25 protein-coding genes are annotated in these 24,066 nt (G+C 62.6%); 8 read left to right on the top strand and 17 right to left on the bottom strand.

Annotation, left to right across the window (positions count from 1 at the left end):
* The first annotated feature begins 65 nt into the window (after nucleotides 1-65).
* Nucleotides 66-860: a hypothetical protein gene (locus AB8A38_RS03900; RefSeq protein ID WP_439085046.1), complete on the top strand. Its 795-nt coding sequence runs from the start codon at nucleotides 66-68 to the stop codon at nucleotides 858-860.
* A gap of 247 nt (nucleotides 861-1,107) precedes the next feature.
* Here AB8A38_RS03900 and AB8A38_RS03895 read toward each other — a convergent pair whose 3' ends face one another.
* Nucleotides 1,108-2,376 (bottom strand): alpha-hydroxy acid oxidase, encoded by a 1,269-nt coding sequence (locus tag AB8A38_RS03895; RefSeq protein ID WP_439085045.1) that lies wholly within the window; start codon nucleotides 2,374-2,376, stop codon nucleotides 1,108-1,110.
* Nucleotides 2,377-2,684: 308 nt separating this feature from the next.
* Here AB8A38_RS03895 and AB8A38_RS03890 point away from each other — a divergent pair, with 308 nt between their 5' ends.
* The 3 genes from AB8A38_RS03890 (at nucleotide 2,685) to AB8A38_RS03880 (ending at nucleotide 4,437) form a co-directional block, all read left to right on the top strand.
* Nucleotides 2,685-3,236: a hypothetical protein gene (locus AB8A38_RS03890; protein WP_439058540.1), complete on the top strand. Its 552-nt coding sequence runs from the start codon at nucleotides 2,685-2,687 to the stop codon at nucleotides 3,234-3,236.
* Between the two features lie 210 nt (nucleotides 3,237-3,446).
* Nucleotides 3,447-3,623 carry a hypothetical protein gene (locus tag AB8A38_RS03885; RefSeq protein ID WP_158005736.1) on the top strand — a complete coding sequence of 59 codons (177 nt, stop codon included), beginning with the start codon at nucleotides 3,447-3,449 and terminating at the stop codon, nucleotides 3,621-3,623.
* A 16-nt stretch (nucleotides 3,624-3,639) separates the two neighbouring features.
* Nucleotides 3,640-4,437, top strand: coding sequence for a lytic transglycosylase domain-containing protein (locus AB8A38_RS03880; protein WP_439085044.1), 798 nt, complete (start codon nucleotides 3,640-3,642; stop codon nucleotides 4,435-4,437).
* Between the two features lie 65 nt (nucleotides 4,438-4,502).
* Here the strand turns inward: AB8A38_RS03880 and AB8A38_RS03875 are convergent, their stop codons facing one another.
* The 6 genes from AB8A38_RS03875 to AB8A38_RS03850 all read right to left on the bottom strand — a co-directional run bounded on the left by AB8A38_RS03875 (nucleotide 4,503) and on the right by AB8A38_RS03850 (nucleotide 11,552).
* On the bottom strand, nucleotides 4,503-4,871 hold the full coding sequence (locus tag AB8A38_RS03875) for a hypothetical protein (RefSeq protein WP_439085043.1): 369 nt from the start codon (nucleotides 4,869-4,871) through the stop codon (nucleotides 4,503-4,505).
* Nucleotides 4,871-8,092 carry an efflux RND transporter permease subunit gene (locus tag AB8A38_RS03870; protein ID WP_439085042.1) on the bottom strand — a complete coding sequence of 1,074 codons (3,222 nt, stop codon included), beginning with the start codon at nucleotides 8,090-8,092 and terminating at the stop codon, nucleotides 4,871-4,873. The genes AB8A38_RS03875 and AB8A38_RS03870 overlap by 1 nt, the downstream gene beginning before the upstream one ends.
* A gap of 81 nt (nucleotides 8,093-8,173) precedes the next feature.
* A complete protein-coding gene (gene ihpB, locus AB8A38_RS03865; protein WP_439085041.1) occupies nucleotides 8,174-9,169 on the bottom strand; it encodes a divalent metal ion exporter adaptor subunit IhpB in 996 nt (331 codons plus the stop codon).
* Entirely contained in the window at nucleotides 9,166-10,437 is a 1,272-nt protein-coding gene (gene ihpA / locus AB8A38_RS03860; RefSeq protein WP_439085040.1) for a divalent metal ion exporter subunit IhpA, read from the bottom strand. The genes ihpB and ihpA overlap by 4 nt, the downstream gene beginning before the upstream one ends.
* A 54-nt stretch (nucleotides 10,438-10,491) precedes the next feature.
* The gene (locus tag AB8A38_RS03855) at nucleotides 10,492-10,851 is read right to left on the bottom strand and encodes a hypothetical protein (protein WP_439085039.1); all 360 of its coding nucleotides are present in this window, start codon (nucleotides 10,849-10,851) and stop codon (nucleotides 10,492-10,494) included.
* Nucleotides 10,852-11,093: 242 nt separating this feature from the next.
* Nucleotides 11,094-11,552: an ester cyclase gene (locus tag AB8A38_RS03850; protein ID WP_439085038.1), complete on the bottom strand. Its 459-nt coding sequence runs from the start codon at nucleotides 11,550-11,552 to the stop codon at nucleotides 11,094-11,096.
* Nucleotides 11,553-11,817: 265 nt separating this feature from the next.
* Here AB8A38_RS03850 and AB8A38_RS03845 point away from each other — a divergent pair, with 265 nt between their 5' ends.
* Nucleotides 11,818-12,495: a nitroreductase gene (locus AB8A38_RS03845; protein ID WP_093758363.1), complete on the top strand. Its 678-nt coding sequence runs from the start codon at nucleotides 11,818-11,820 to the stop codon at nucleotides 12,493-12,495.
* 8 nt (nucleotides 12,496-12,503) lie between these two features.
* Here AB8A38_RS03845 and AB8A38_RS03840 read toward each other — a convergent pair whose 3' ends face one another.
* Nucleotides 12,504-12,842, bottom strand: coding sequence for a hypothetical protein (locus AB8A38_RS03840; RefSeq protein WP_439085037.1), 339 nt, complete (start codon nucleotides 12,840-12,842; stop codon nucleotides 12,504-12,506).
* Between the two features lie 193 nt (nucleotides 12,843-13,035).
* Here AB8A38_RS03840 and AB8A38_RS03835 point away from each other — a divergent pair, with 193 nt between their 5' ends.
* A complete protein-coding gene (locus AB8A38_RS03835; protein ID WP_439085036.1) occupies nucleotides 13,036-14,499 on the top strand; it encodes an L-lactate permease in 1,464 nt (487 codons plus the stop codon).
* Nucleotides 14,500-14,541: 42 nt separating this feature from the next.
* Here the strand turns inward: AB8A38_RS03835 and AB8A38_RS03830 are convergent, their stop codons facing one another.
* From AB8A38_RS03830 to AB8A38_RS03810, 5 genes are all read right to left on the bottom strand, one after another.
* Entirely contained in the window at nucleotides 14,542-14,943 is a 402-nt protein-coding gene (locus AB8A38_RS03830) for a DUF1330 domain-containing protein (RefSeq protein WP_439085035.1), read from the bottom strand.
* 47 nt (nucleotides 14,944-14,990) lie between these two features.
* Complete coding sequence (locus AB8A38_RS03825; protein WP_439085034.1) at nucleotides 14,991-15,938, bottom strand: Dyp-type peroxidase; 948 nt, start codon at nucleotides 15,936-15,938, stop codon at nucleotides 14,991-14,993.
* A gap of 69 nt (nucleotides 15,939-16,007) precedes the next feature.
* Complete coding sequence (locus tag AB8A38_RS03820; protein ID WP_439085033.1) at nucleotides 16,008-17,480, bottom strand: amidase; 1,473 nt, start codon at nucleotides 17,478-17,480, stop codon at nucleotides 16,008-16,010.
* 241 nt (nucleotides 17,481-17,721) lie between these two features.
* Complete coding sequence (locus AB8A38_RS03815; RefSeq protein ID WP_439085032.1) at nucleotides 17,722-18,978, bottom strand: amidohydrolase family protein; 1,257 nt, start codon at nucleotides 18,976-18,978, stop codon at nucleotides 17,722-17,724.
* 214 nt (nucleotides 18,979-19,192) lie between these two features.
* Nucleotides 19,193-19,552 (bottom strand): hypothetical protein, encoded by a 360-nt coding sequence (locus AB8A38_RS03810; protein WP_089264657.1) that lies wholly within the window; start codon nucleotides 19,550-19,552, stop codon nucleotides 19,193-19,195.
* A 244-nt stretch (nucleotides 19,553-19,796) separates the two neighbouring features.
* On the opposite strand from AB8A38_RS03810, the gene AB8A38_RS03805 reads away from it, so the two are divergent.
* The gene (locus AB8A38_RS03805; protein WP_439085031.1) at nucleotides 19,797-20,219 is read left to right on the top strand and encodes an energy transducer TonB family protein; all 423 of its coding nucleotides are present in this window, start codon (nucleotides 19,797-19,799) and stop codon (nucleotides 20,217-20,219) included.
* 241 nt (nucleotides 20,220-20,460) lie between these two features.
* Here AB8A38_RS03805 and AB8A38_RS03800 read toward each other — a convergent pair whose 3' ends face one another.
* The 3 genes from AB8A38_RS03800 to AB8A38_RS03790 are packed head-to-tail and all read right to left on the bottom strand — an operon-like array spanning nucleotide 20,461 to nucleotide 22,529.
* Complete coding sequence (locus tag AB8A38_RS03800; protein ID WP_315842402.1) at nucleotides 20,461-20,961, bottom strand: hypothetical protein; 501 nt, start codon at nucleotides 20,959-20,961, stop codon at nucleotides 20,461-20,463.
* 54 nt (nucleotides 20,962-21,015) lie between these two features.
* Nucleotides 21,016-22,227: a patatin-like phospholipase family protein gene (locus AB8A38_RS03795; RefSeq protein WP_439085030.1), complete on the bottom strand. Its 1,212-nt coding sequence runs from the start codon at nucleotides 22,225-22,227 to the stop codon at nucleotides 21,016-21,018.
* A gap of 23 nt (nucleotides 22,228-22,250) precedes the next feature.
* Nucleotides 22,251-22,529: a hypothetical protein gene (locus AB8A38_RS03790; RefSeq protein WP_439085029.1), complete on the bottom strand. Its 279-nt coding sequence runs from the start codon at nucleotides 22,527-22,529 to the stop codon at nucleotides 22,251-22,253.
* 236 nt (nucleotides 22,530-22,765) lie between these two features.
* Here AB8A38_RS03790 and AB8A38_RS03785 point away from each other — a divergent pair, with 236 nt between their 5' ends.
* Complete coding sequence (locus tag AB8A38_RS03785) at nucleotides 22,766-23,392, top strand: TetR/AcrR family transcriptional regulator (protein WP_439085028.1); 627 nt, start codon at nucleotides 22,766-22,768, stop codon at nucleotides 23,390-23,392.
* Between the two features lie 14 nt (nucleotides 23,393-23,406).
* Here AB8A38_RS03785 and AB8A38_RS03780 read toward each other — a convergent pair whose 3' ends face one another.
* Nucleotides 23,407-23,955: a cupin domain-containing protein gene (locus AB8A38_RS03780; protein WP_092143706.1), complete on the bottom strand. Its 549-nt coding sequence runs from the start codon at nucleotides 23,953-23,955 to the stop codon at nucleotides 23,407-23,409.
* Nucleotides 23,956-24,066: the final 111 nt, after the last annotated feature.

Genomic DNA, 24,066 nt, shown 5'->3' with positions numbered 1-24,066 from the left:
TTTTACGTTCGCCTTCTGGAATTGCGGAACTGATAGGTTCGATATCACTAGAGGGAGAGAAGCGGTTGTTTCACAGTCCAGCCAAGCACCTGCTATACACCGCGTACAAACTCGCAGTAGAGCACGTCCATCCGAACGGCCACTCAATCAAAATCGTCGGCACAGCGTTTTACATCACTCGCGGTTCGGAGATGTATCTCATCACAAACCGCCACAATGTGGACGCCGTAATGAAAGCCGAAAAATACGCCGGCTATCGGCCCGATTCTCTAGAGCTATCTGGGTATTTTGGCGGCAAGTATTTGCACGCGAGATTGGCTGATGACATTTCTATCGGCTTCCCTGAGAATGTCGATGAAGACGTGGCGGCTATCAATCTAACTAACGTTCGCTTCGCAACGGAGCCGCCTGAGCACGAAATGCGGGTCAATTATATAAGCTATGACAGCATTGCGGATGAAAAACAGCTCGCGAGCTTAAGCATTTGCGACATGGTGGCGCTGCCCGGATATCCAGACTTCTACGACCGGAATGGCGAAAGGCCCATAATGCGCATGGGCACCATCGCGAGCGACCCGGAAAGCAATTACCAAGATATTGACATGTCACCCGCACGACGAATTGCTTATGAGGCATTCTCCTCTGCCGGTTCCTCGGGAAGCCCTGTATTCGCGCTCGCGAAGGGGTGGAAAGCTGGCCAAGGACTGTCCGGCGGCTATTTCCGCGACCTTCTTCTTGTTGGCGTAAATGCTGGGCATTTGCGGGGACGAGATGATATGCACGGCAGTCATTCGGGTATTTCTTACTGCTTCAAATCCGCCTGCATTATCGAAGCAATAGACGAAGCAAAATTGCCTTGATCTATTCGTCCGAACTTCGTCCGTCGATGGATAAACTTGCTGCGCCAAACCATCAGAATCGCAGCAAGCGCAGAACGGATTAGCGCAGCGTAACCCACCATCGTCCTATCGGCGCAATACGCTTCGCACTTGCGCCCTACTCGCTGCGTTTTCCCTAGTCCCTTGGAGTCTTGCAGTGTGCAGTCACGCCGCCGACAGCCGTAGTCCAGGCATGAGGCGCTGTTCATTCATCGGAGGTCGGGCGCGGCTAGGCGTTGGTGACGCAGCGCCGCGTGATGTGGTTGATGTCCAGCGCACCCACCTGCCGCATGATCGTGACGAACTCATCGTCCAGGATCTGCAGCACCCGGTCCACACCGGCCTCGCCGAACGACGCCAGGCCCCACACGTAAGGCCGCCCAATGCCGACGGCCGTGGCGCCCAAGGCGAGCGCCTTCAGGACATCGGTGCCGCGGCGCACGCCCCCGTCGATGAGCACCGGGATGCGGCCGCCCACCGAATCCACGACTTCTGCCAGCACGCCGATCGTCGACTGCCCGCTCTCTTCCGCGCGCCCACCGTGGTTGGAGACGATCAGGCCGTCCACGCCGTGGCGCAGCGCCTCCTTGGCGTCCTCACCCGTCATGATGCCCTTCAGCACGAGCTTGCCCTTGACGATCCCGCGCAGGCGATCGACGAATTCCCACGTCATCCCGGTGCCGTAGAGGTTGGTGACTTTGGAAACGTCGATGTCCGCGAAGTTGGCCTTGCGGCTGACCTCGTTGGTGAAGCCCGGTGTGTGACAGCCCGAGCACTCGCGCAGATCCTGGCGCCGCTCGCGGAACAGGGTCTCGGTATTGCGGCCACCCTGGCGATCGACCGTGAGAACGATCGCCGGAGAGCCCGCACTCTCGGCGCGCTGCACCAGCGCCCGCGTCACGTTCCAGTCATCGGTCGGATACAACATGAACCAGGCGGGCCGGCCGTGCGCCTTGTTGACGTCGACGATGCTCGCATTATCGACCGTCGAGAGCATCATCTGATGGTTGCGCTTGGCAGCGGCACGCGCCACGGTGACCCCCGCCTCGGGATCGTAGGCGCCGAGGCTGCTGACCGGGCACATGAAGATGGGGCTGGCCCAGGTTTCACCGAAGATCTTCACGCTGGTGTCGATCTTCCGCGCATCGATGAGACGCTGAACGCGGATGTTGTACTTCGCGAAGGCCGTGTGGTTGGCGTCGCGCGTCACGTCGCCGTCGACGCCGCTCTGGAGGTAGCCCCAGTGCGCCGGCGCGTCCTGGCTGAGCACGGCCTTCTTCGCCGCCGGCTCGAACTCAAACACGTCCAGCGCATCGGCCGGAGCGGTGATGATGCCGTCCGGGCCGAACGCTCTTCGCGAGCCGCGCAGCACGTCATAGCTCTGCGCGAGCGCTTGATGCGTGTTAGCCGTCAACAGGGTGGTGATCGCACCGAGAGAACTCGCCGTGAGAAGAGGACTGGCGGCGAAAAAACGTAACAGCTCGCGGCGTGCGATCATGGTGCGCTCTGAAACGTCCGGCGCCCTATCTGCAGTTGTCGCCTTCACCAGCGTCGTCCTACGCGAGAGACCTGTCATCGTGTTCTTTCGAATGCGAATGAGTGCCGCAGGTTAGGCAGATTGGTCTGTATCGTCGTCACGTCAGTGTCTTCAGGGTGGCGATGATATTCTGGCGATATAATGGCCAATTTTGGTCGCATGTCCATCGGCAAGCGGTGGCCGGATGAGCACTGCGTAATCCGCCATCGTCGTATCGGCGCAATACGCTTCGCTATTGCCCCACGCGTTGACGTCGGACGTTGCGCCCGTTGGGAGGCGACCGCGCGTCGACCTCCGTTATTGACGAGTCCTGCGATGCTCTATCTAGTTGCCGCGGGGCCGTCACGCGGCAGCCCGATGACCGGAATATCAATATGCGCTTTCAAATAGCTCGCTGCCTCACGCGTCTCACCGTCGCAACTCTGCTGTCCGCCGCACTGTCGCTGCCCGCTCACGCGGACACCGGCAAAGTCCGCTTCAAGTTCTTCAAGGCCGGATGGTTCATCGGAGCGCAGGCAGGGAGCGGAATCCTCAGCTTCCGTGGTGAGATGTATCCGTTTCGCATCGGCGGCGTGAGCGCGGGCCTGACGTTTGGGGGCTCCTCGACCGATCTGGTCGGCGCGGCGCAAAATATGCATCAGGCTTCGGACATCGAAGGCATTTATACGGCGCTCGGTGCAGGTGTGGCGGTCGGCGCAGGCAGGCGCGCCATCCAGATGCGCAACGCCAAGGGCGTCGTCCTGACGCTGGAAGGCGAGCAACTGGGCCTCCAGTTCGATTTCGACCTGAGCGGAATGAGCGTCTCCATCCAGAACCAGTAGTCGGATGCACCAACGTCGAGACGTCTGCTGCCGGCGAAACCATCGCGACCCGCGCGTCACGAAACCCGGCCGCTCGCCGTCCAGCGCTGTGAAGCGGGGCGACTGCGTATCGCGAAAGCAAGCGTAGCCTGGATTACGCGGAGTTTATCATCGGGCGCGCGACGCGCGACCCGTTGGCTTCATCCGGGCTACAGACTATTATAAGTCCTCATGAAACTAAGCCAGAAATCCGACGCTGTCTGGACCTCGCAGCAGGACGAAGAATTGCGCCGGCAATTGTCGGTCGGTCGCAGCGTCAACGAGATCGCGATCCGGTTGAAGCGGTCACCGCTATCCGTCCGCACCCGCGTCAAGAAGCTCGGCATCAGCCAGCCGCAGGCGGATTAGCGCGCTGCCATCAGCCATGACGAAGGTCCCGTTCATCTTCAGCGCCAAATGCCGTCGTCGCTGGCGGCGCAGCCTGCGCTCGGCGCAACGGACGCTCGCGAAACTGCCGCGCGCCATTCAAATCACTGGCGCCGTCGCAATCGTGCTTGTCACCCTCGTGCTGTCCAACCTCATCTATCACGTGATCCACAAGCCGACCGAGTTGTTCTTCTTTGTCGGCCACAGGCTGGACAAGGAGCCGGCCGAGACGTGGCGGCATTACGGGCCGCTGTTTCGCGCCTTTTCGACGCGGTCGATCACGCCAGAATTGCTCGCTGCGCTGGCGCAGGTCGAGAGTTCCGGCAATCCCCTGGACCGTACCTATTGGCGCTGGCGGTTCAGCTTCAATCCGTTCGCGATCTATCGGCCCGCATCCAGCGCCGTCGGTCTCTTTCAAATGACCGATCCGGCCTATGCCGAAGTTTCGCGCTTCTGCATCCGGGCGAACGCGGTTCAGGATACGGGCTGCGGCTTCGGCCCCTATATTCGTGCCATCCCGAGCCATGCCACCGAGCTCGCATCGATCTATCTGGACCGCAATGTCGCCGCGGTCCTCGCGCGCACCGGCGGCGTGGCGCCGACCCCACAACAGGTGCAGGATCTCGCCGCCTTCATCCATCTGTGCGGTGGAGGACCCGCCACCGCTTATGCACGCCGTCGCTTCCAGATGACGGCCAATGAGCGATGCGGCGACCATTCCGTTGCGGGTTACGTCTCCAGGGTCAACGCGCTGAAGCGCAAGTTCCTGCTGATGGCATCCGATAGCGATAAATAGCGCGTAGTTTGGGTCGATCAAGCGCAGCCGGGATGAAGCTCTTGCGTCATCCGGGGTTGATCCCCTCAGTTCTTGAACCTGGCCTGGCCAGACTTGCCGTGGGCCGTTTTCAACGTGACGCTTACCGAAGTGCCCTTGGCGATGTCGCCTTTCGCTTCGGCCTTCAATGCAGTCCCGGAGGTGACGAGCGGCAGCGTCTCGCGGTCGCTTCCGGATGTCAGCAGCACGGCGCCGGAATAGCCGCTGGCCGGGAGCGGTCTGTTGGCCTCGTCGAGGATGTTGAAGGTCAGCACCTTCCCCGCAGCGATCATCTCGACATGCACGCCGGCGACATCCTCCATGGGTCCGCCATTCGGCCCCTTCTGATGCGCGTGCTGCGCCATCGCCGGCACCGCCAGCAACAGCGCGGATAGGACGAGCAGGATTGTCTTCATCAATGGTCTCCGTGGATAGCATGGACGGGCTTCGCCTCCACATGGGCAGGCGACGATTCCCGGCGGAACAGGATATAGAGCGCGGGAAGAACGAGCAGCGTGAGGATGGTCGACGAGACGATGCCGCCGATGACGACCGTCGCGAGCGGGCGCTGCACCTCGGCGCCCGCCCCCGTCGCGATCGCCATCGGCACGAAGCCGAGCGATGCCACCAGCGCCGTCATCAACACAGGCCGCAACCGAGTCAGCGCGCCTTCGCGCACGGCCTCCACCACCTTTTTCCCTTCGAGGCGAAGCCGCGCGATGAAGGTGATGATGACGAGACCGTTGAGCACCGCCACACCCGAGAGCGCGACAAAGCCGATGCCCGCACTGATCGACAGCGGAATGTCACGCAACAGCAGCGCGAAGATGCCGCCCGTGAGCGCCAGCGGCACGCCGCTGAAGACCAGCAAAGCGTCGGCCACGGAGCCGAGGCTGATGAACAGCAGCAGGAAGATCAGCAACAGCGCGATGGGGACCACGATGGTCAGGCGCTGCGTCGCCGAGACGAGCTGCTCGAACTGGCCGCCCCAGCCGATCCAGTAGCCTGCGGGCAGTTTGACCTTCTGCGCGATCTGCTGCTGCGCCTCGCCGACGAAGGAGCCGAGATCGCGTCCGCGCACATTAGCGGAGACGACGATACGGCGCTTGCCGTCCTCGCGGCTGATCTGGTTCGGTCCCGGCGCGACCGAGATCTCCGCCAGTTCCGACAGCGGCGCGTAGCGCATCTGGGCCAGCGGCGAGGTCCCGAACGCCGCGGGCATCGCCTTGTTCTGGCTGGGCTGCCCCTCCAGCGGCGGCAGCGGGATCGGCAGCGCCTTGATCGCCTCGATATCCGTCCGGAGTTCGTCCGGAAGGCGCACAACGAGATCGAAGCGGCGGTCGCCCTCGAACACCAGGCCGGCGGTCTTGCCGCCCACGGCGATCTCGACCAGGTTCTGCACATCCGACACGCTGATACCGAAGCGCGCCAGCGCCTTGCGATCCAGCTTGACCGTCAGCACCGGAAGCCCTGCGACCTGCTCCGTCTTCACGTCCGCGGCGCCCTGGATGTTCTGTAGCGCCGACTGCACCTGCCCCGCGATCCCTGCGAGCACGCCAAGGTCGTCGCCGAAGATCTTGACGCCGACGTCACTGCGCACGCCCGAGATCAGTTCGTTGAAGCGAAGCTGAATCGGCTGCGAGAGTTCGTACAGGCTGCCTGCGACCTCCTCGGATGCGGCCTCGATCTCCTTCATCAGATCGAGCTTCGACTTCTTCGGATCGGGCCACTGATCGCGCGGCTTGAGCATGACATAGCCGTCCGAGATCGACGGCGGCATGGGATCTGTCGCCACCTCCGCGGTACCGGTACGTGCGAAGGATTCCTTCACCTCTGGAATCCTGGCCAGCCGCCGCTCGAGCGCCATCTGCATCTCGAGCGATTGCGTGAGGCTGGTTCCGGGGATGCGCATCGCCTGGATCGCGACGTCGCCCTCGTCGAGGCTCGGGATGAACTCGCCGCCCATCCGCGTCGCGGCGTATCCGCTCACGACGATGAGCGCCACGGCCGCGGCCGCCACGATGACGCGCAGACGGATCGCGATATCGAGCAACGGCACGTAGGTCCGACGCGCGGCGCGCATGAACCAGTTCTCCTTCTCGGAGACCTTGCCGGTCACGAACAGCGCGACAGCGGCCGGAACGAAGGTCATCGACAGGATGCTGGCGCCCAGCAACGCCATCAGCACGGTCAGCGCCATCGGCGTGAACATCTTGCCTTCGACGCCGGTCAGCGTGAGCACCGGCAGATAGACCACGGCGATGATCAGCGTGCCGAACAGGCTGGGCTTGATGACCTCGCGCGACGCTTCGATGATCGTCTCGAAGCGCTCCTCGCGGGTCAACAGGCACCCCCGCTTCGCCTGCTCATGGGCAAGCAGACGCAGGCAGTTCTCCACGATGATGACGGCACCATCGATGATAATGCCGAAGTCGATGGCGCCGAGACTCATCAGGTTGGCGCTGACCTTGTTCTCGAACATGCCCGTGATGGTGAACAGCATCGACAGCGGAATGACGAGCGCGGTGGCGAAGGCCGCCTTGAAGTTCCCGAGGATGAGGAACAGGATCGCGATGACGAGCAACGCGCCCTCGACCAGGTTCTTCTCGACGGTCGCGATGGTCGCATCGATCAGATGGGTGCGGTCGTAGATCGCGCGCAGAGAGATGCCCTCCGGCAGCGACTTCTGAATCTGCTCCAGCTTTTGCCCGACACGCTGCGCGACGGTCCGGCCGTTCTCGCCAATCAGCAGCATCGCCGTGCCGAGCACGACTTCCTTCCCGTCGACGGTCGCTGCGCCGGTTCGCAGGTCGGTGCCTTCCTTGACCTCCGCGATGTCGAGGATGCGGACCGGGACGCCGTTGCGGGAGCCAATGACGATCTGCCGGATCTCCTCGACATCGGCGACCTGTCCGGGCGTGCGCACCAGATACTGCTCGCCGTTCTTCTCGATGTAGCCGGCGCCGACATTGGCGTTGTTGTTGGCGAGCGACGTCATCACGTCGCGGAAGCTCAGACGGTAGGCCATCAGCCTGGCCGGATCCGGAAGCACGTGGAACTGCTTCTCGAAGCCGCCGATGGTGTTGACCTCGTTGACCCCCTGCACGTTGCGAAGCTGGGGCTTGATGATCCAGTCCTGCACGGTCCGCAGATCGCTCGGTGTGTAGGGCTTGCCTTCGGCGTTCTTCGCCCCCTCCTTCGCCTCGACCGTGTACATGTAGATCTCGCCTAGGCCGGTAGAGACCGGTCCCATCGCCGTCTCGATGCCGGTCGGCAGCGAGTCCTTTACCCGCTGGACGCGTTCGTTGACGAGCTGACGCGCGAAGTAGATGTCGGTGCCGTCCTTGAACACGACGGTGACCTGGCTGAGGCCGTAGCGCGACAGCGAGCGCGTGTTCACGAGGTTCGGCAGGCCGGCCATCCCCGTCTCGATCGGGAACGTAATGCGCTGCTCGACCTCCAGCGGCGAGAAGCCCGGCGCGTTGGTGTTGATCTGAACCTGGACATTCGTGATGTCAGGAACGGCATCGATCGGCAGGCGTGTGAAGTTCCAGACGCCGAAGGCGCCCATCATCAGCACGGCGATCATGACCAGCCAGCGCTGATGCACGGAGAACGCAAGAAGCCTGTCGATCATGACCTAATTCCCGACATGACGATCCCTGACGGGGACCGCTGGAGACATGAGGGGACGCGGTCCCGCCGCATCTGAGCGAACTCAATGTTCATGGGACGCCGATCCCTTTCCGAGCTCCGCTTTCACGATGAAGCTGTTCTTCGCCGCGTATTTGTCGCCATCGAGCAGTCCGAACAGGATCTCGACATTGTCGGAATCGCGCGCACCGAGTTCGACGTCACGCGCCTCGAACTTGTCGCCGCTGCGGACGAACACGACGCTGCGGTTCTCGACCGTCTGAATCGCCGACGCCCGAACGGCGATCGCGACCGGCTTGGCTGACAGGATCAGGCGTGCCGAGACGAACAGGCCCGTGCGCAGGCGCATGTCGATATTCGGCACAACGGCGCGCGCGAGTGCGCTCTGCGTGTCGCTGCTGCCAACGGGTGAGATGTAGGACAGGCTGGCCTCGATCAGCTTTCCGCCATCGCCGACATCGATCAGGATCTTGTCGCCGATCCGGACACGCGGCAGGTTGCGGCGGTAGACGGACAGATCCACCCAGACCGTCGAGATGTCGGCGACGATGAAGGCCGGCTTCTGCTCGGAGGCATATTCGCCGAGCGAGATCTGGCGGTCGATCACCGTCCCGGAGATCGGCGCCCGCATCTCATAGACGCTCAGGCTCTGGTTGCTCTCGATCTTCGCGAGGAGTTCGCCCTTCTCGACGGTATCGCCAATGCGCTTCTTGATCTCGCGCACGACGCCTGGAAAGCGCGGGGTCACCTGCACCAGCGTTTCCTGATTGGGCTGAAGGATGCCGTTCAGCACCAGAGAGTCGTGCAGCGTCTCGTTTCTGGCGGAGAGGATTTCGATGTTCGACGAGGCGACGCGCGCGTCACTCATTTCCACGACGCCCTCTTCACCGTGGCCTTTCTCGTCGTGGCCCTTTTCGCCCTTGGCCTTGACGCCCTGCCTGGCGGCCTTGGAGGCGGCCGCGGTCTGCGTGTCGGACTTGCTCGGGGCGGTGGCATAGACGCCGGCGCCGAGCGCGAAGATCGCGGCGGCACTCACCAGGACCATGATTGGCTTGTTCATCGTGCGCTCCCCCGCGCCAGTGCAAACGGATTGCCGACCAGCCCCTCGATGGTGGCGACGGCGACGTGGAAATTCTGCTGGGCTTCCTGTTCGCGCAGGCGCGCCTGCGCGACACTGGCCTGCGCGTCGAGCACTTCGAGCAGCGAGTAACGTCCCTGCCCGTAGCCTTCGGAAATCGCGTCTGCCGCGTCCCTGGACTTGGGAATCGCGGTCTCGCGCAGGATGGTGAGTTCGCGCAGCGAGCCCTGCAGCGAGTCGTAGGCGCGGCCCGCCACCACGATCAGCATGTTGCGGTTGCCCTGGCGTTCGGCGGCGGTCTTGGCGAGGCTTTCCTGCGCGGAGAGGATGTTGCCCTGGTTCTGGTCGAATACCGGGATCGGCACCGACAGTGAAAGCCGAACCGCGTTGTCGCCGGTCTCACTAAAGCGGCGCCATCCGGCGGATACCGTGACGTCCGGATAGGGCTTCAACCGGGCGAGCAGCAGTTCGGCGTTGCGCTGCGAGTAGATCGCCTTCCAGCGGACGAGCTGTGGGTTGGCATCGATCGCCGCGACGACGGACTGGAAGGTCGGCGGCTTGCCGGTCGCTTCCAGCCGTCCGGAGACAGCCGCGAATTTCGGCGCGCTATCGCCCATCAGGATCGCCAGTTCACGGCGCGCGCTCGCGAGAGACGACCTGGTGCGCTCACGGTCAGCCTTGACCAGTGCCGATGCGACCTCGGCGCGTCCGGTCTCTGCGATGGATGAGGCGCCAGCTTCGACGCGCCGCTGCAACAGCGGCGAGATCTTGTCTATCGCCTCGATCTGTTCGTCGAGGATCTGGATCCGCCGCTGCAGGCCGAGCACGCTCACGAAGGCGATCGCGGTCTCTGACAGCACTTCGAGGCGGACGGCCAAGCGTCCGATGCCCGCGGCGTCGAGGCCCGCCTGACCGGCGGCAATGCGCGCATCGCGCTTGCCCCACAGCTCGAACATCTGGCTGACCTGCAGCGTGGTCTCCGCCGAGCGGGTTCCCTTGTAGGCGCCCGAACCGAACGAATTGTCCTGCTCGTACGAAATCTCCGGATTGATCAGCGCGCCGGACTGGATGCGCTGACCGCGCGCGATCCCGACGTCACGTTCGGCGGCTGTCAGACGCGGACTGGTGGCGAGCGCGCGTTGAAGCGCAGCCCCCATGGTGAGGGTTTGCGAATGAGCTACCCCCGTCAGCGACGAACTGACGAACAGCACAGCCGCGCACGCAATACGCGTGGCGATCTTCGAGAACATGATGGAAACCTGACGAATGACGGAGTCTGGGCGCGATGCGCCCGGCGATGACGGTCAGGTCAGGAATTTGGGTGGGGGAGGATCGATCCCGCGCGGCAGGCTGCGACGCTCGACATCATGGAAAACCGCAGTACGGGTCTCGATGGAGACGGGCATCGCCGCAAAGACAAGCGGCTGTGCTGTCATGGAGAAGCAGCCGTGGCAGTGATTGTCCGCGACAACTCCCTTGTCGGAATGGCCGATCGCCTTCTCCGCAAGCGAGACGGTCGTCGCTCCGGACGGATTGGTCACATCGAGTTCGCATAGACCGTGCATGGCACCGGCGAAGATATACGTCGCCAGCACGACCATCACCAACGCCTTGCGCGAGATGCGCAGCAGGCCATGGCGGAAGATGCGGGCGAAAATCGTCACTTTCAGCTTCTCTTTCAAACTCTGCGAGCGAGGTAGCACGGATCGGCGATTCATGTCGATGCGCAACAATATAACAACGCATGGTTATGCGCAGGGTACCTATTGCCCGCGTGTTACCACGTTAACGAGCAACCAGATCGCAAATGTGGCAAGCGCGACGTCTGGCCACGTGGTCATGATCGCGGGGCGTCACTGCGGGACGAGGAACTCAATCGGATGGGTTGGGCTCGCTTCGGCCAATCTCAACGAGACGTGGAAAATTCGTTGCCCTGCATGCCGTCTGCCCTGATCTGTCCGAGCAGGCCGTAGATGTCACCGAGCACCCAGAGGTCGCGCACCTTCGGCCCGTCGAACGAAAAGATCGGCGCTCCAAGCCAACCAACGAGCTTTCCTGTCGGCGGATTGCCGAACATCGCTTCGCGTTGAAGGCCATGGAAGTAGACCTTGCCGGAAACGCGATTGCCCTCCTCGATCATCAGGAGAATGTCCGTCGTGTAATTCTGCAGCGCGCCGGTGACCCAGCGGACATAGTCGGCGAACTGAGCATGTCCGACCAGCACCGGTCCGAGCGATCCCCTGAAGGTGAAATCCTCATGGAAAATTTGCGGGATCAAAGTCACGTCGGCATGGTCCCACATATCCTTGTAGAAGGCACGGACCACCTCCTTCTGCGGCGTGAGCGTCACGCCGTCGAACGTCATTGGCTTCTCAAGATGATCGCTGCGTGTGTTCATCGCCCTCGGCCCGGCATGATGGGATTGAACAACGACACTAGCAATCGCAGGGCGGATTAGCGAAGCGTAATCCGCCGCCATCGAGATGTTTGCGCGGCGGAATACGCTTCGCTATTCCGCCCTGCAACTGAGCGGCGACCGCCTTCTGCCCCTCACGTCAATCTTGCACACGGGTCAGGAAACCGGGAATATCCGGCCCAATTCAAAAACGCCCCAGGGAGCCACCACACCTATGAAGTTCGATGACGTCATTCTCGGTCGCCGCAGCATCCGCGGCTACAAACCCGATCCGGTCCCCAAGAAGCTGATCGAGGAAATCATCAATCTGGCGATGCGCGCGCCGTCGTCGATGAACACCCAGCCGTGGAATTTCTATGTCGTCACTGGCGAACCGCTCGACAGGATCCGCGCCGGCAATACCGAACGGATGATCGCAGGCATCCCGCAATCGCGCGAATTCCGCACCGGTCACGCGTTTGCAGGTCATCACCGCGACCGGCAGGTCGGCGTCGCCAAGCAGTTGTTCTCGGCCATGGGGATCGCCAGGGACGACAAGGAGATGCGGCAGGACTGGGTGCTGCGCGGCTTCCGTCAGTTCGACGCGCCGGTCTGCGTGATCGTGACCTATGACCGCGTGCTGGACGGCAGCGACGATACGCCGTTCGACTGCGGAGCCGTGGCCACCGCCCTCGTCAATGCCGCCTGGTCGCGCGGCCTTGGCGCGGTGATCAACAGCCAGGGCATCATGCAGTCGCCGGTGGTGCGCGAGCATGCCGGGATTGCGGACGATCAGGTCATCATGAAAAGCATTGCGCTCGGATGGCCCGATGACAGCTTTCCCGCCAATGCGGTGGTGTCCGAACGCAAGTCGGTCGAGGAAGCCACGGTGTTCGTCGGCTTCGACAACTGACGCGTCGCCTATTGCGGTCCGACTGTGCCGGTATGCCTCAGGCGGGACGATCTGACCCAGCCTGTGACGCCGCCGCCCGTCGCACGCGCATACATCACCGAGGTCCACCCGTCGCGCGTTTCAGCATAAGCGACCAGATCATCCCTGGGGACGACAAACACACCGGCCATCGCGCAATGCGCGCTTGGCGCCGAATAGAATTGCAGGCGCCCCGTACCGGTGACGACGGCGCCGAGCGGCGGCGAAAAGATCGGCGTGTCTTTAGTACCGGTCCCCGGCTCGTTGCAGGCGGCGAATGCCGGAGACGCCAGGAATGCCAGCGCGATCACCAATGCTTTCGACGTCACGTCCATTCTCCCGGGGCTGATTGAGCGAGGCCGCGTCTCGATAGCGCTCGCCATGGGTTGGTCGGGCAAAACGCGTTGCGGTTCAGCAAGCGCTGAGCGGATCGACGTTGCACGCGCCCTATGCGCGCAGCGCGGTTGACGTCCCTGCCTTTCCCGCGCATCCAGCCCCCAACGAGAAACTTGGGGGCGGAACGTGCTTTACCTGATCTGGGCGCTGCCCGCGCTGGCGGTGATCGGCGCTATCGCCAGCGGTCTGGCCGGCACGCTCCCCGCCTCGCTCATCGGCCTCGCCACGGCGCTTGCGGTCGCGCTGGCCACCGCCCCGCAACTGTTCGGGATCGCTGACGCTGGAACGGCGCTGTTGCGCGGCGCATGGATCGGCTGGATCGTCGTGCCCTACATTCTCGGCGGGTTGCTGTTCTGGCAAATGGCGATCCGCCCCGGCGACGCAGCCATGCCGGTCGAGACGTCACTGCCGGATGCGCGAGCGCGGCGGCGCCTGCTGTTCACCGCCTGCTATCTGATCGGCCCCTTCGCCGAATCCGCGACGGGCTTCGGCATCGGCATCATGGGAACGATGGTGCTGATCCGCCGCCTCGGCCTGAAGCCGATCGAGCTCCTCGCCTTCTCGCTGATCAGCCAGACCATGATCGTGTGGGGTGCCATGGGCAGCGGCGCGGTGGTCGGCGCCGCGTTTGCGCGCACCGATCCCACGGCGCTCGCGCTGCGCACCAGCCTCATCTACCTCGTGTTCAACATTCTGTGGCTGCCGATCTACTGGCGCATGGCGGAGCGCGCCGGCATCCATGCCGACTGGCGCGAGCGGGCCAGCGAGGCGCTCTGGCTGCTCGGCAGTCTCGGCCTCGCCATCGTCGCGACGGCGTTTCTCGGGCCGGAGCCGGCGATGCTGGCAGCGTTCGGGCCGGCCATCGTGCTGCGTTATCTCATCGACGAAAAGCCGGACCGCGCGGCGATCGCCGCTGCGGCACGGCGCATGCTGCCATTCACACTGCTGATCGGCTGGCTCGCGCTGACGCGCCTCGTGCCTCCGCTCAACCAACTGCTCCAGACTACTTGGAGCATGCAACCCTTCGCCGGCGCGCCCGTCTGGGCGCCGTTGTTTCACGCCGGCACATGGCTGGTCACGGCGGCCGTGCTGACGGCCCTGCTGCACGGCCATCAGCGGGCCTTCCCTGCGGAGATCGCAGCCGCCTGGAAGACCGGCCGGCTCGCCGTCCTCACAGTGATCGTGTTCTCGATGATGGCCGAACTGCTGTCGCGCTCGGGCATCGCCGGCGGCCTCGCCCGCGGCATGTACGACACGTTCGGGGTCTGGTCGGTGACGGCGACGCCGATGATCTCGGCCGTGTTCGGCGCGCTGGCCAATAGCGGGAACGCTGCCAACGGATTGTTCATGCCGTCGCAGCTCAGCCTCGCCACCGAGGCCGGCCTCGACGTCGCCGCCGTCGTCGCGCTTCAGCATGCCGCAGCACTATCGCTCAACATGGTCTCGCCGGTGCGGATGTCGATCGTCTGCAATCTCGCCGGCACCCCCGGCCACGAGCGGGACGCCTATCGCGCGATGCTCCCCTTCGTCGTGGTCATCGTCGTGGTGCTGCTCGCGATATCGGTTCTCATCGCCACCCGGCTGATATGAGGTTTGGTGGCTCGAATAAGCCGGAAGCCGGTGGGATCCCCCTCAGTCGATCTTGAACTTGCTGTAGGCCTCGCTCGTGCAAATGATCACATGCTCGGCACAGCCATTGGTTCGATGCGGGTCGCAGAGATTTTCATAGTCCGGTGACGTCATCATCTCGATGAAGGCTGCAACGGAGGGATAATACACCAGCGCCAGATAGTCCCACTGTTGGTGATCCGGTTCGCCGAGCGCGACGGCCTTGGCGTCACCGGTCCACAGCAAGGTGCCACCGCGTGCCTTGATCATCGGCACGGTCAGCGCGCTATAACGCAGATAGGCGTCCCAGCCCGATCCGTCGCCGTCGAGCGATTGCTCGCGGAATCGCATCAGATTGACCATGACGATTGGGCCCTGATGCTCCATCCCTTTGAGCCCCTTGATATTCAAGAGATCGACGCCCATGCACAATCTCCTGTTTCAGCAGGTGGGGAACAGATAAGCCGACACGATTACGCCTCGGGATCGACATCGTCCAGGAACGTCGCTGTGGGAACGAAGAACAGCGTCCCCGTCACCGCGCGGCTGAAATCCAGCAGACGGTCGTAAGTGCCCGGCGGGTTACCGATGAACATGTTCTCCAGCATCTTCTCAATGCGCTGCGGCGAACGGGCGTAACCGATGAAGTAGGTGCCGAACTCGCCTTTGCCTACCTCGCCGAACGGCATGTTGTCGCGCAGGATCTGAAGCTGCTCCCCGTTCTCTTCAATCGACGTCAGCACGTTATGCGCATACGGCTTCTTCTCGGAATCGCGCTGTTCGATATCGGACAGCTTGTGCCGGCCGATGATGTTCTCCTGTTCCTCGACAGGCACCTTGTTCCATCGCGCGATGTCGTGCAGATATTTTTGCACGATCACGTAGCTGCCCCCGGCAAAGCCGGGATCTTCATCGCCGACAAGGGTGGCCGCGTCAGCGGCCTGACCGACAGGGTTTTCAGTTCCGTCAACAAAGCCGATCAGATCGCGGTCGTCGAAGAATTTGAAGCCATGCACCTCATCCACGGCCGAAACCGCGCCGGCGAGCCGCGACATGATGTGCGTCGCCAGCTCGAAACAGAGGTCCATGCTCGCCGCGCGGATGTGAAAGAGGATGTCGCCGGGCGTCGAAACGGCGGTATGCACGCCGCGAATTTCGCGAAACGGATGCAGGTCTTTCGGACTCGGCGCTCCGAACAGCCGACTCCAGGCATCGGAGCCGAACCCCATGATGCAGGACAACTGCCCGTTGAGATTGCGGAAGCCCACGCCGCGCAACAGGCTGGACAGGTCGCCACACAAGCCACGAACCGCCTTCTCGGGCGCCGGTCCGGGATTGATCGTCACGACCAGGAATATCGCCGCTCGCGTCAGCCTGGCAGCGACCGACTGGGACACGGGAGCCGGTAAGCTTGAAACCATGTTCGATCCATTCGATATCCGTTGCGTCACGGAACTTTGGCGTGACGAAGACAGTGTCTGCCGACGCGCCTATTGCCGGCTCACATGCTTTGCCGGCAGCTTACCGCCATTCCACTTACCATCGATCGCCCGTTCGATCTGCGCGGCCAGTTGCAGCAGCAGGCCGTCATTGGCCTGACGCGTCTGCGCCTGAATGCCGAGCGGCAGCCCGTTCTCCTGCGCCGCCAGCGGCAGCGAGATGCCGGGGATGCCGCACAGATTGGCGAGCGGTGTATAGGCGAAATTCTTCCACAGGTTGGCGAACCAGTCGTGCACCGACGGATTGGTGCTGGTGGTGAGATATTCAGATGTGCCGACCTTCGGCGTCGGCTTGGCGGTGATCGGCGTCAGGATGATGTCGTAGCGCTCGAAGAACGCGCCGAAAGCGCGCGACGTCGTGTTGAACACCGCCTGCATCGCATTGCGCTCGGTATAGGAGGTGTTCAGTCCGCTCTCCCAGATCTTGATGTTGATCGGCTCCAGCAGATCGGTGGTCGGTTTATCCAAACCGAGCCGCGCAAGATGACCGGCGATCACCTGCGCGAAATTGCTGATGTAGCAGGTCGTCTGCGCAGCGAACGCGTTGCGGAAATCCACCTCCGGCAGTGCCCATTCCACGTGATGGCCGAGCCCTTCGAGCATTTTGCCGACACGCTCCAGCTCTGCAACGAAATGCGGCGGCGCTTTGTAGTCGCCCCACTCATGCGACAGCGCGATGCGCAGTCTGCCAGGATCGCGCTTGATGAGATCGCTATAGGGTTCGGCCGGCGACCAGAACGGCATGAATTCCCCGGGTGCGCCGCCGCGGCAATTGTCGACGAAGGCTGCGGTGTCGCGCACGCTGCGGCTCACGCAGCCCTGGATCGAGACAAGCCCCGACAGGTCCGACAGCGCGGGCGCCAGCGAATAGACGCCGCGCGAGACCTTCAGGCCGATCAGGCCGTTCACACCTGCGGGAATGCGGATCGAACCACCGCCATCCGTGGCATGGGAGATCGGCAGTACGCCGGCCGCGACCATCGCCGCAGAGCCGGCGGAGGAGCCACAGGTGGTGTAGTCGGTGTCCCAGGGATTGCGGGTAACATAGAGCTTGTTCTCGGCAGAACTGCAGACGCCGAATTCCGGCGTGGTGCTGCGGCCAATGATGTTGAGCCCGGCGCCCCGGATCTTGCCGGTCAGGAAGCTGTCCTGCGCGGGGCGATGCCCCTGCATGATCATGGAGCCGAATTCCTGCAGCCGTCCCTTCAGGGTCGGGCCGAGGTCCTTCATCAGGTAAGGAACGCCAGCGAACGCGCCCTCGGCATTCATACCGTCCCTGGCAGGATCGGCGATGACGTCGTCGAACACTTCGACGACCGCATCGAGTGCGGGATTGGTGCTGGCGATGCCTGCGGCGGCCTGCGCCGCCAGATCGGCCGGCGTCAGGTCGCCCTTGCGCACGCGCGCGGCCAGCGCCACTGCGTCGTGTTTGGCCCATTCGTCCCAGCTCATCGCCAATGTCATGTCGCACGTCCAATTCGAGATTCGGTTGGTGCGAGCCTAGACCGGATGGCGGTTTTTTCGGAAGCCGTGGCAGGTGTCTTGAGCGCGCGGCAGACGCAGGGCAGACCAGCGTGCCGGATGGCGATTGCCGTCACCCTCCCCGCCGGCGGTAAATTCCAGCAGGACGTCGCCGTGCGGCACCATGGCCGGGCCACCATAGCCCCGGGTGACGCTTCGCTCACCGGGCTACGCGCCGCCCTCGTCAGTTCGCCGAGAACGGCAAAGAATACGGCCGTCCGAACGGGACCCCGCCGCGCACGGTCTGGACCGCCTTCAGATAGGCTTTGCCGGTGCGCGGCTTGTTGGAGGTGTCGAGCAGTTCGACCGGACCTTCGACGAGTTCGAGAATGGCGACGTCGGCGGGCGCGCCGACCTGCAGCGTGCCAAGCTTGGGCACACGGTTGATGACATTGGCCGGCTTAATCGTGGCGGCCGCGATCACCTGGTCGAGCGAGAAGCCGAGCGCGAGAAACTTGCTGAGCACCCAGGGCAGATATGGACGGCTGGGCGTGTTCGCCGCGGCCACATGGACGTCGCTGGAAATCGTATCGAACAGTAGCCCCTGCTGAATCGCCTCCTCGGCAATGTCGTAATCGAAGCTGCCGGCGCCATGACCGACATCGATGATGACGCCGCGCTTCTTGGCTTCCAACAGCGCAGGAAGCACCTTGCCGTTCTGCACCGTGTTGTTGCCGAGTGCGCTGTAGGGATGCGTCAGGATATCGCCCGGACGCAGCGTATCGACGAGCACCGACAGATCGCCCGGTGCATTGCCGATATGGCACATCACCCGCCCCTTGGTGCCCGAGCGTTCGACCGCCAGAATGGCGCGCTTCAGCGGTTCGATGCCGTTATTGCCGACGAAAGCCAGCGTCTCGCGCACCTTGGCGCCGAGCACGAGATCGGGATTTTCGGCAATGGTGCGCGCCGCGGCGTCGACATTCGCATAGTCGATGTTCAGCAATTCGCCGACGGGAAAGCCCGCAAGGCCGATGGTCGAGATGTGCACGAAGGCAAACAGCCGGCTGCGCGAATGTCCGACCACGTCGCGCTTGAATCCGGCGAACGTGTTGGCGCCAGCATCTCCGGCGCTGACATAGGTTGTCGTCGCCGAGAACGGCACCAGCTCATCCGGCGGAATGCCGATCGCCGAACCATAGGGATAGACATGGGTGTGAAGATCAACGAGGCCGGGCGTCACCAGTTTGCCTTTGGCATCAATGCTTTGTTTCGCCCGCTCCGCAGGAATGCTCGGCTCGACGGCGGCGACCTGCCCGAAGCGAATGCCGATATCGCGAATGCCCCGCAGATTCTGGCTGGGGTCGATGACCTCGCCGCCCCGGATCACCAGATCGAAATTCTCAGTGGGCTGCTGGCCGAACGTCCCCCCGGATGCACCTAGCGACCCAAGCATGGCCGCGCCACCTGCCAACACGTCACGTCGTGAAATCTTAGCCACTGATATCTCCGCCCCTAAACCAAAGCCCTGTCAGGCGAAGATAGTGGCCGGAACTCGAAATGTGCTTTCGTTGATTTTGATTTCACGGCGCTTTTGAACTCCGCCGCGATCGAACCGGAGCAACAGATAGTCGCTGCGATGATTTAACGAAGGGCGCGACGACGTCGACCGAAAGCTTTCACGAGAATCGGCGCTGCGAGATGCGCCGCCTCGCCTAGCCGCAATTCCAGATCGGTCCGATCGGGGTTCGCGTCCAGCATGGGCCCATGCTGCCGCCATTGTACTGGCCGCGATAGAAGCCGGGCCGGCCGAAATAATATTTCTCGCCGTCGGACCAGCGGTAATAGACCGGGGTACGGTCGATATACCAATGGCGTCGGTCGCGTTTGGCCATGCGCAGGTCCGCGCGCTTCTGCATGAACAGCGGAACGCTGTTGTTCAGTGGCTGGTGATAGCCCGGCAGGAAGCCGTAGCCCTTCCATTGCTGCGGCTTCTTCTTGACCGGCGCCGCCAGCGCAGCGGCAGAGGTAAGCGACAGGACGAGAGCAATCGATAGACACATGAATCGCGACATGCCAACAGCATAGAGATTTGGCGCGCGGACAGCCATTCAAATTCAAGCGGGGCGGATGGATTCTTCAGGCTATCCTGTGGCGTTGTGTCTCCGCCGTGATACCCTCACACCATGAAAACCAACACCCTCGCCGATATTCTGGAACGCATCGAGACGTGGCCGCCACATCTGCAGGGCGAGCCGCATTCACTGCCGAGCTGATCGTGAAGCGCGACGGACCCCGCCCCAAATCTGGAAGACCGTGATGCGATTTTTGTTCTGCTGTCTGTTGGCGATCGGCTTTCTCGGAACGCAGGCATTGGCGAAGGAGCCAACATTCTTCCAGAAACAACTCATCACATACGTGGCTGCACACCCGATCGGTTTCCCGACAGAATTACGAAGTGAGCGTCTGCCCATCGATGTGCTCTTAAAATTCTCACTCGACCATGATGGTAAACTGTTGAACCCGAGAGTCGAAAAGGGAACGGGCATTCCGAAGGTCGATCAGGATTTGCTGGAGTGGCTGGCGAAGCTGCAACCATTCCCGATAGTTTCAGCCGACGACGAGGCCCTGCAAAAGATCCAGTTGCCTGTCCGGTTTGGAGCGCGGCCACCTGGGCGGACTTACGAAGAGAGTGAGAGAAAAATAAAACAGATGATCGGAAACGTTTGTAAGGGCTGCTAACCGATCGCGCGGCAGCCCTCGAAATGTCGGCGGCATGCAGTCTCTGATCACCTCACAGGGTTTCGGGCCAACGCACCGGACGGGTGCCAACATCGGCCTTCGAACAAATGGCATCGCCAAGGTCGAGAATGCGTCGTTCTTCGTCGACGCTCACCTCCCGCGAGCCATTGGCACTTGCACGCCACCTCGCCTCGCAAGGTGCCCCTGTGAAGCACCTGCGATGGCGGAGCAGCGATCCGGATCAGTTTCGGCTCATGTTGATGGTGACGTTCCGGATGTCGCCTTCGGACGATATCGAGAAAGACTGCTTGTTGCCGCGCGTCGAGAGCGACAGGCTGGCCGAGAAACCCGGCGCGTCGATGACGGCCGAGATGAGGCCGCCGGACTCCCTGCCCGCGATGCTGCCGCTGATTCCGCGACTGGTTTCGCTCCATGTCCCGGCGATGGTGCCATCCTGGCTGACCACGTCGCTGTTGAGATCGAAGCGGTAGCTGTCGCTCGCGCAACGCAAGCTCTGCAGAAGCCGCCTTTCGCCATTGCTGACCTGGTATGTCGCCTTGCAGCGAAGCCGCTCCTTGGATCCGTCGGACAGCGAGATCGCTCCCGCGCCTGCCCAGGATCCGGTAAGGCCTGTGAACGGCAACGACTGCGCCGCCGCCGAACCCGAGGCGGCGACGAGCAGGATCGACACCAGCGCGAGCCGGCGCGGTGAAACGATGTTGCGAAGCATGGACAATCTCATGAGGTCACTCCTGTGTCAGCACGCATGTGCCGGGTTTGAAAGTCGCATCGCACATCAGTTGCCGCTTGCGACCTGCCGCGTGATTGCTGTGTGTGACGCCGCCACGGAATCCTGATCGTCGGAGGGCGGGGATTTCGACCAGAGACGATTGCCCCGCGCCCTCTCATAACCGTACTGGAACAGCGCGCGCATATAGGCGGTATCGAAGCCGGACATCGGCGATGGCGGTCGATCGCCCTCGATATAGGTCAGATTGAATCCGAACTTGTTGCGGCGGGCGAAGGCATAGGTGCTGTAGAGGATGGAGCGTGTCTGAATCTTCGTCACGGTCGATGACGCCCGCGCAGCGATTTCGATGGTGGAATTGGGAATGACCTGAAATTCCCGTTCGATCTTGTTGTTGATCAGGACGTAGAGTTGCAGCTTCCCTGCGCTGGCGAATGTGGCATCGCGCAGCAGGAAAGCCTCCGGCAATGTCAGGACAGGCGCGGTGACGCCGCCGTCGACATGCATCTCCTCAAAGCGCTTGCCGTTCGCCTCCGCGGTCACCAGCATCGGCGGAAACACCACGGGCAGACTCGCCGAAGCCGCGACAACATCCCGGAACAGGTTCAGTGCTTCGGGCGTACGCAGCGAGGCGATCCGGCCCATGTCCCAGATGGCGGTGCGCTGGGAGTCCAGGTTGGTCGTGACGACGAACAGCATCCGCCCCTTCGCGTGTTCGGCTGCAACAGCCGCGACGAAGGTCTCGTCGATATACTTCGCCACCAGCTCGCGTAGCCGCGTGTTGCCGAACAGGCCCGAACCGAAGATCGCATTGAACGGATTGGGTGCATCGAGCAAGCTCGCGGCGACGCCGCTGGTGTAGACGTCACGCAAGGTCGCGTCATAGTCGGGACCGAGAAATGCGAAGGGCGCGATCAGTGCGCCGGTGCTCACACCGGATACCATCGAGAATGACGGGCGCGTCCCTGCCTCGGTCCAGCCGTTGAGCACGCCGGCGCCATAGGCGCCGTCCGCCCCGCCTCCCGACAGCGCCAGATAGGTTCGAGGCCCTCGCAACGCGACCTGGTTCTGACCACTTCGGAACGTCGAGGCCGGTTCGTCCGCATAACGGCGCAGGTCCGTGAGATCGAGGACGCGCGCACTGGATGCATCCGCGACGCCATACGGCGTCCGTGGCAATGACGAACATCCGGCGACCAGAAGGCTCAGCGCCGCAACGACAAGCAACGAGACCGACGGCCGCCAACGGGGGCTATGCATGACATGTTCGGTCAGGAGAGCGCTCACGGGTTCGACGCCCCGCCCAGAGAACCGCGTCGCTGGACGACCTGAAGGGATGCCGCCGCGGGTTGGGCGACGAGTTCGAGGTAGTCCCGGTGGATCGCCTGGACGGTCGTGCGCTCGTCGAACTTGACCCGCCAACTGCTCGGCGAGCCGCGGCCCACGATGACTCCCTGGCGATCGCCGTATTTGGGATGCCGCTCACGACCGAGAACGCTCATCCGGACACGGGCACCGCGGAACAGTCGCGGCGGCGATGCGTCACTATCCGCATTCATCATGCAGCCCTCGCCCGGTCAGGCGCCTGATGGGCAATCAGTTTCGCTTTCGCTGTGGCCACGGTTTCGATCAGCTTGCGTCGCCGATCTGCGGTGCCGGCCGCATCGGCTGGCGACGGAGACATCATTTTGAAAGCACTATGCATTTGACCGCGCGTGTTAAGTGAGCAATCACTCACTATTATTGACTGACTCAAAAGTCAATAGCAGCCCTGCCGGGGATCGATTATCCTGCCCCCATGAATGCTGAGCTGAAGAAGCGCGCCCGACGAAAAGCAGAACGACCGATCGAGATCCTCGACGCGGCCTTCGAGGAGTTCGCCAAAAACGGCTATGCGGCGACCCGGCTGGAGGATGTCGCCGCCCGCGCCTCCGTCACCAAGGGCACGATCTATTTCTATTTCGAAACCAAGGAGCGCGTGTTCGACGAGATGATCCGATACAAGTCCCAGGCGTTCTTTCCCGAACTGGAAAGCTATGCCGCGACGCTGGAAGGATCATACAATGCACGCCTGCGCGCACTCATGGTCTTCGTGTATCGCAAGATTGCCGAAGACAGACCTTTCCGCGAAACACTCCGCTTCCTGATCGCCGACGGCTCCCGCTTCCCCGACCTCGTCGACCGGCATTATGACGAGTTCATGCGGCCGGTCATCGACCAGTTCCGAAGGGTGATCGACGCGGGAGTCGCGGCGGGCGAATTCCGCCCGTCGCAGGCCAGCACATTCACCGAAATCGTGATGAGCCCGGCGCTGCTGTTGACCGTGTGGTCCCTGTTGTTTGGAACGCGAAGGCAGATCGACGTTGCGGTCTTCACCGATGCCAGTATCGACCTGCTGATGAGAGGGATCGATACGTCCCGTTAGCGTGGCTTGGATCCTCAAAACGTGGGTGGCGTACAGGCGCTGATGACTTCGCAGGCTTTGTTGCCGACGCAGCGGAAGCGATGCGGGCGACGGCTTTCGAAATAATAGGCATCGCCGGGATCGAGGATGCGGCGCTCGTCATCGACGATGACTTCCAGCCGGCCTGAAATCACTATGCCGCCCTCCTCGCCGTCATGCACCAGCGGCACGCGCCCGGTATCGCTGCCCGGCTCGTAACACTCCTTCAGGATCTGCAAAGCGCGGCCGAACAGGTTGTCGCCGACCTGGCGATAGGAGATTGGTTTTTTGCCGATCTCGGTCAGCTCATCCGAGCGGTAGAACGCCTTGCGCGGCCGGTCCGGCTCGATGGCGAAGAATTCGGCGAGTCCCATGGGAATGCCGTCGAGGATGCGCTTGAGCGCGCCGACCGACGGGTTCATCTGGTTGGACTCGATCAGCGAGATCGTCGAATTAGTCACGCCCGCGCGCTTGGCCAGTTCACGCTGCGACAGCTTGTGACGCCCGCGCACGAAGCGCAGCCGTTCGCCGAGATCGATGCTCACGCCCAAATCCTGTTGCGAGTGTTCTGGATCGAACAAATATGGCTCGGTCCACTCAGCAAAATCAACAGCTTAATCAGCTCAAGAAAAGGACTTGTTGCAATGTTACGAACA

Source organism: Tardiphaga sp. 839_C3_N1_4, assembly GCF_051811045.1.
Classification (GTDB): domain Bacteria; phylum Pseudomonadota; class Alphaproteobacteria; order Rhizobiales; family Xanthobacteraceae; genus Tardiphaga.
The sequence above is the reverse complement of the archived record's forward strand: the minus strand, read 5'-3'. Positions and strand labels throughout refer to the sequence as shown.

What these genes read in the sequence shown, in the direction of transcription:
- AB8A38_RS03895 (WP_439085045.1), bottom strand. Translation starts at nt 2,376, where the DNA reads ATGATCGCACGCCGCGAGCTGTTACGTTTTTTCGCCGCCAGTCCTCTT.
- AB8A38_RS03885 (WP_158005736.1), top strand. Translation starts at nt 3,447, where the DNA reads ATGAAACTAAGCCAGAAATCCGACGCTGTCTGGACCTCGCAGCAGGAC.
- AB8A38_RS03880 (WP_439085044.1), top strand. Translation starts at nt 3,640, where the DNA reads ATGACGAAGGTCCCGTTCATCTTCAGCGCCAAATGCCGTCGTCGCTGG.
- AB8A38_RS03875 (WP_439085043.1), bottom strand. Translation starts at nt 4,871, where the DNA reads ATGAAGACAATCCTGCTCGTCCTATCCGCGCTGTTGCTGGCGGTGCCG.
- AB8A38_RS03870 (WP_439085042.1), bottom strand. Translation starts at nt 8,092, where the DNA reads ATGATCGACAGGCTTCTTGCGTTCTCCGTGCATCAGCGCTGGCTGGTC.
- ihpB (WP_439085041.1), bottom strand. Translation starts at nt 9,169, where the DNA reads ATGAACAAGCCAATCATGGTCCTGGTGAGTGCCGCCGCGATCTTCGCG.
- ihpA (WP_439085040.1), bottom strand. Translation starts at nt 10,437, where the DNA reads ATGTTCTCGAAGATCGCCACGCGTATTGCGTGCGCGGCTGTGCTGTTC.
- AB8A38_RS03850 (WP_439085038.1), bottom strand. Translation starts at nt 11,552, where the DNA reads ATGACGTTCGACGGCGTGACGCTCACGCCGCAGAAGGAGGTGGTCCGT.
- AB8A38_RS03845 (WP_093758363.1), top strand. Translation starts at nt 11,818, where the DNA reads ATGAAGTTCGATGACGTCATTCTCGGTCGCCGCAGCATCCGCGGCTAC.
- AB8A38_RS03830 (WP_439085035.1), bottom strand. Translation starts at nt 14,943, where the DNA reads ATGGGCGTCGATCTCTTGAATATCAAGGGGCTCAAAGGGATGGAGCAT.
- AB8A38_RS03825 (WP_439085034.1), bottom strand. Translation starts at nt 15,938, where the DNA reads ATGGTTTCAAGCTTACCGGCTCCCGTGTCCCAGTCGGTCGCTGCCAGG.
- AB8A38_RS03820 (WP_439085033.1), bottom strand. Translation starts at nt 17,480, where the DNA reads ATGACATTGGCGATGAGCTGGGACGAATGGGCCAAACACGACGCAGTG.
- AB8A38_RS03810 (WP_089264657.1), bottom strand. Translation starts at nt 19,552, where the DNA reads ATGTCGCGATTCATGTGTCTATCGATTGCTCTCGTCCTGTCGCTTACC.
- AB8A38_RS03805 (WP_439085031.1), top strand. Translation starts at nt 19,797, where the DNA reads ATGCGATTTTTGTTCTGCTGTCTGTTGGCGATCGGCTTTCTCGGAACG.
- AB8A38_RS03800 (WP_315842402.1), bottom strand. Translation starts at nt 20,961, where the DNA reads ATGAGATTGTCCATGCTTCGCAACATCGTTTCACCGCGCCGGCTCGCG.
- AB8A38_RS03795 (WP_439085030.1), bottom strand. Translation starts at nt 22,227, where the DNA reads ATGCATAGCCCCCGTTGGCGGCCGTCGGTCTCGTTGCTTGTCGTTGCG.
- AB8A38_RS03790 (WP_439085029.1), bottom strand. Translation starts at nt 22,529, where the DNA reads ATGATGAATGCGGATAGTGACGCATCGCCGCCGCGACTGTTCCGCGGT.
- AB8A38_RS03785 (WP_439085028.1), top strand. Translation starts at nt 22,766, where the DNA reads ATGAATGCTGAGCTGAAGAAGCGCGCCCGACGAAAAGCAGAACGACCG.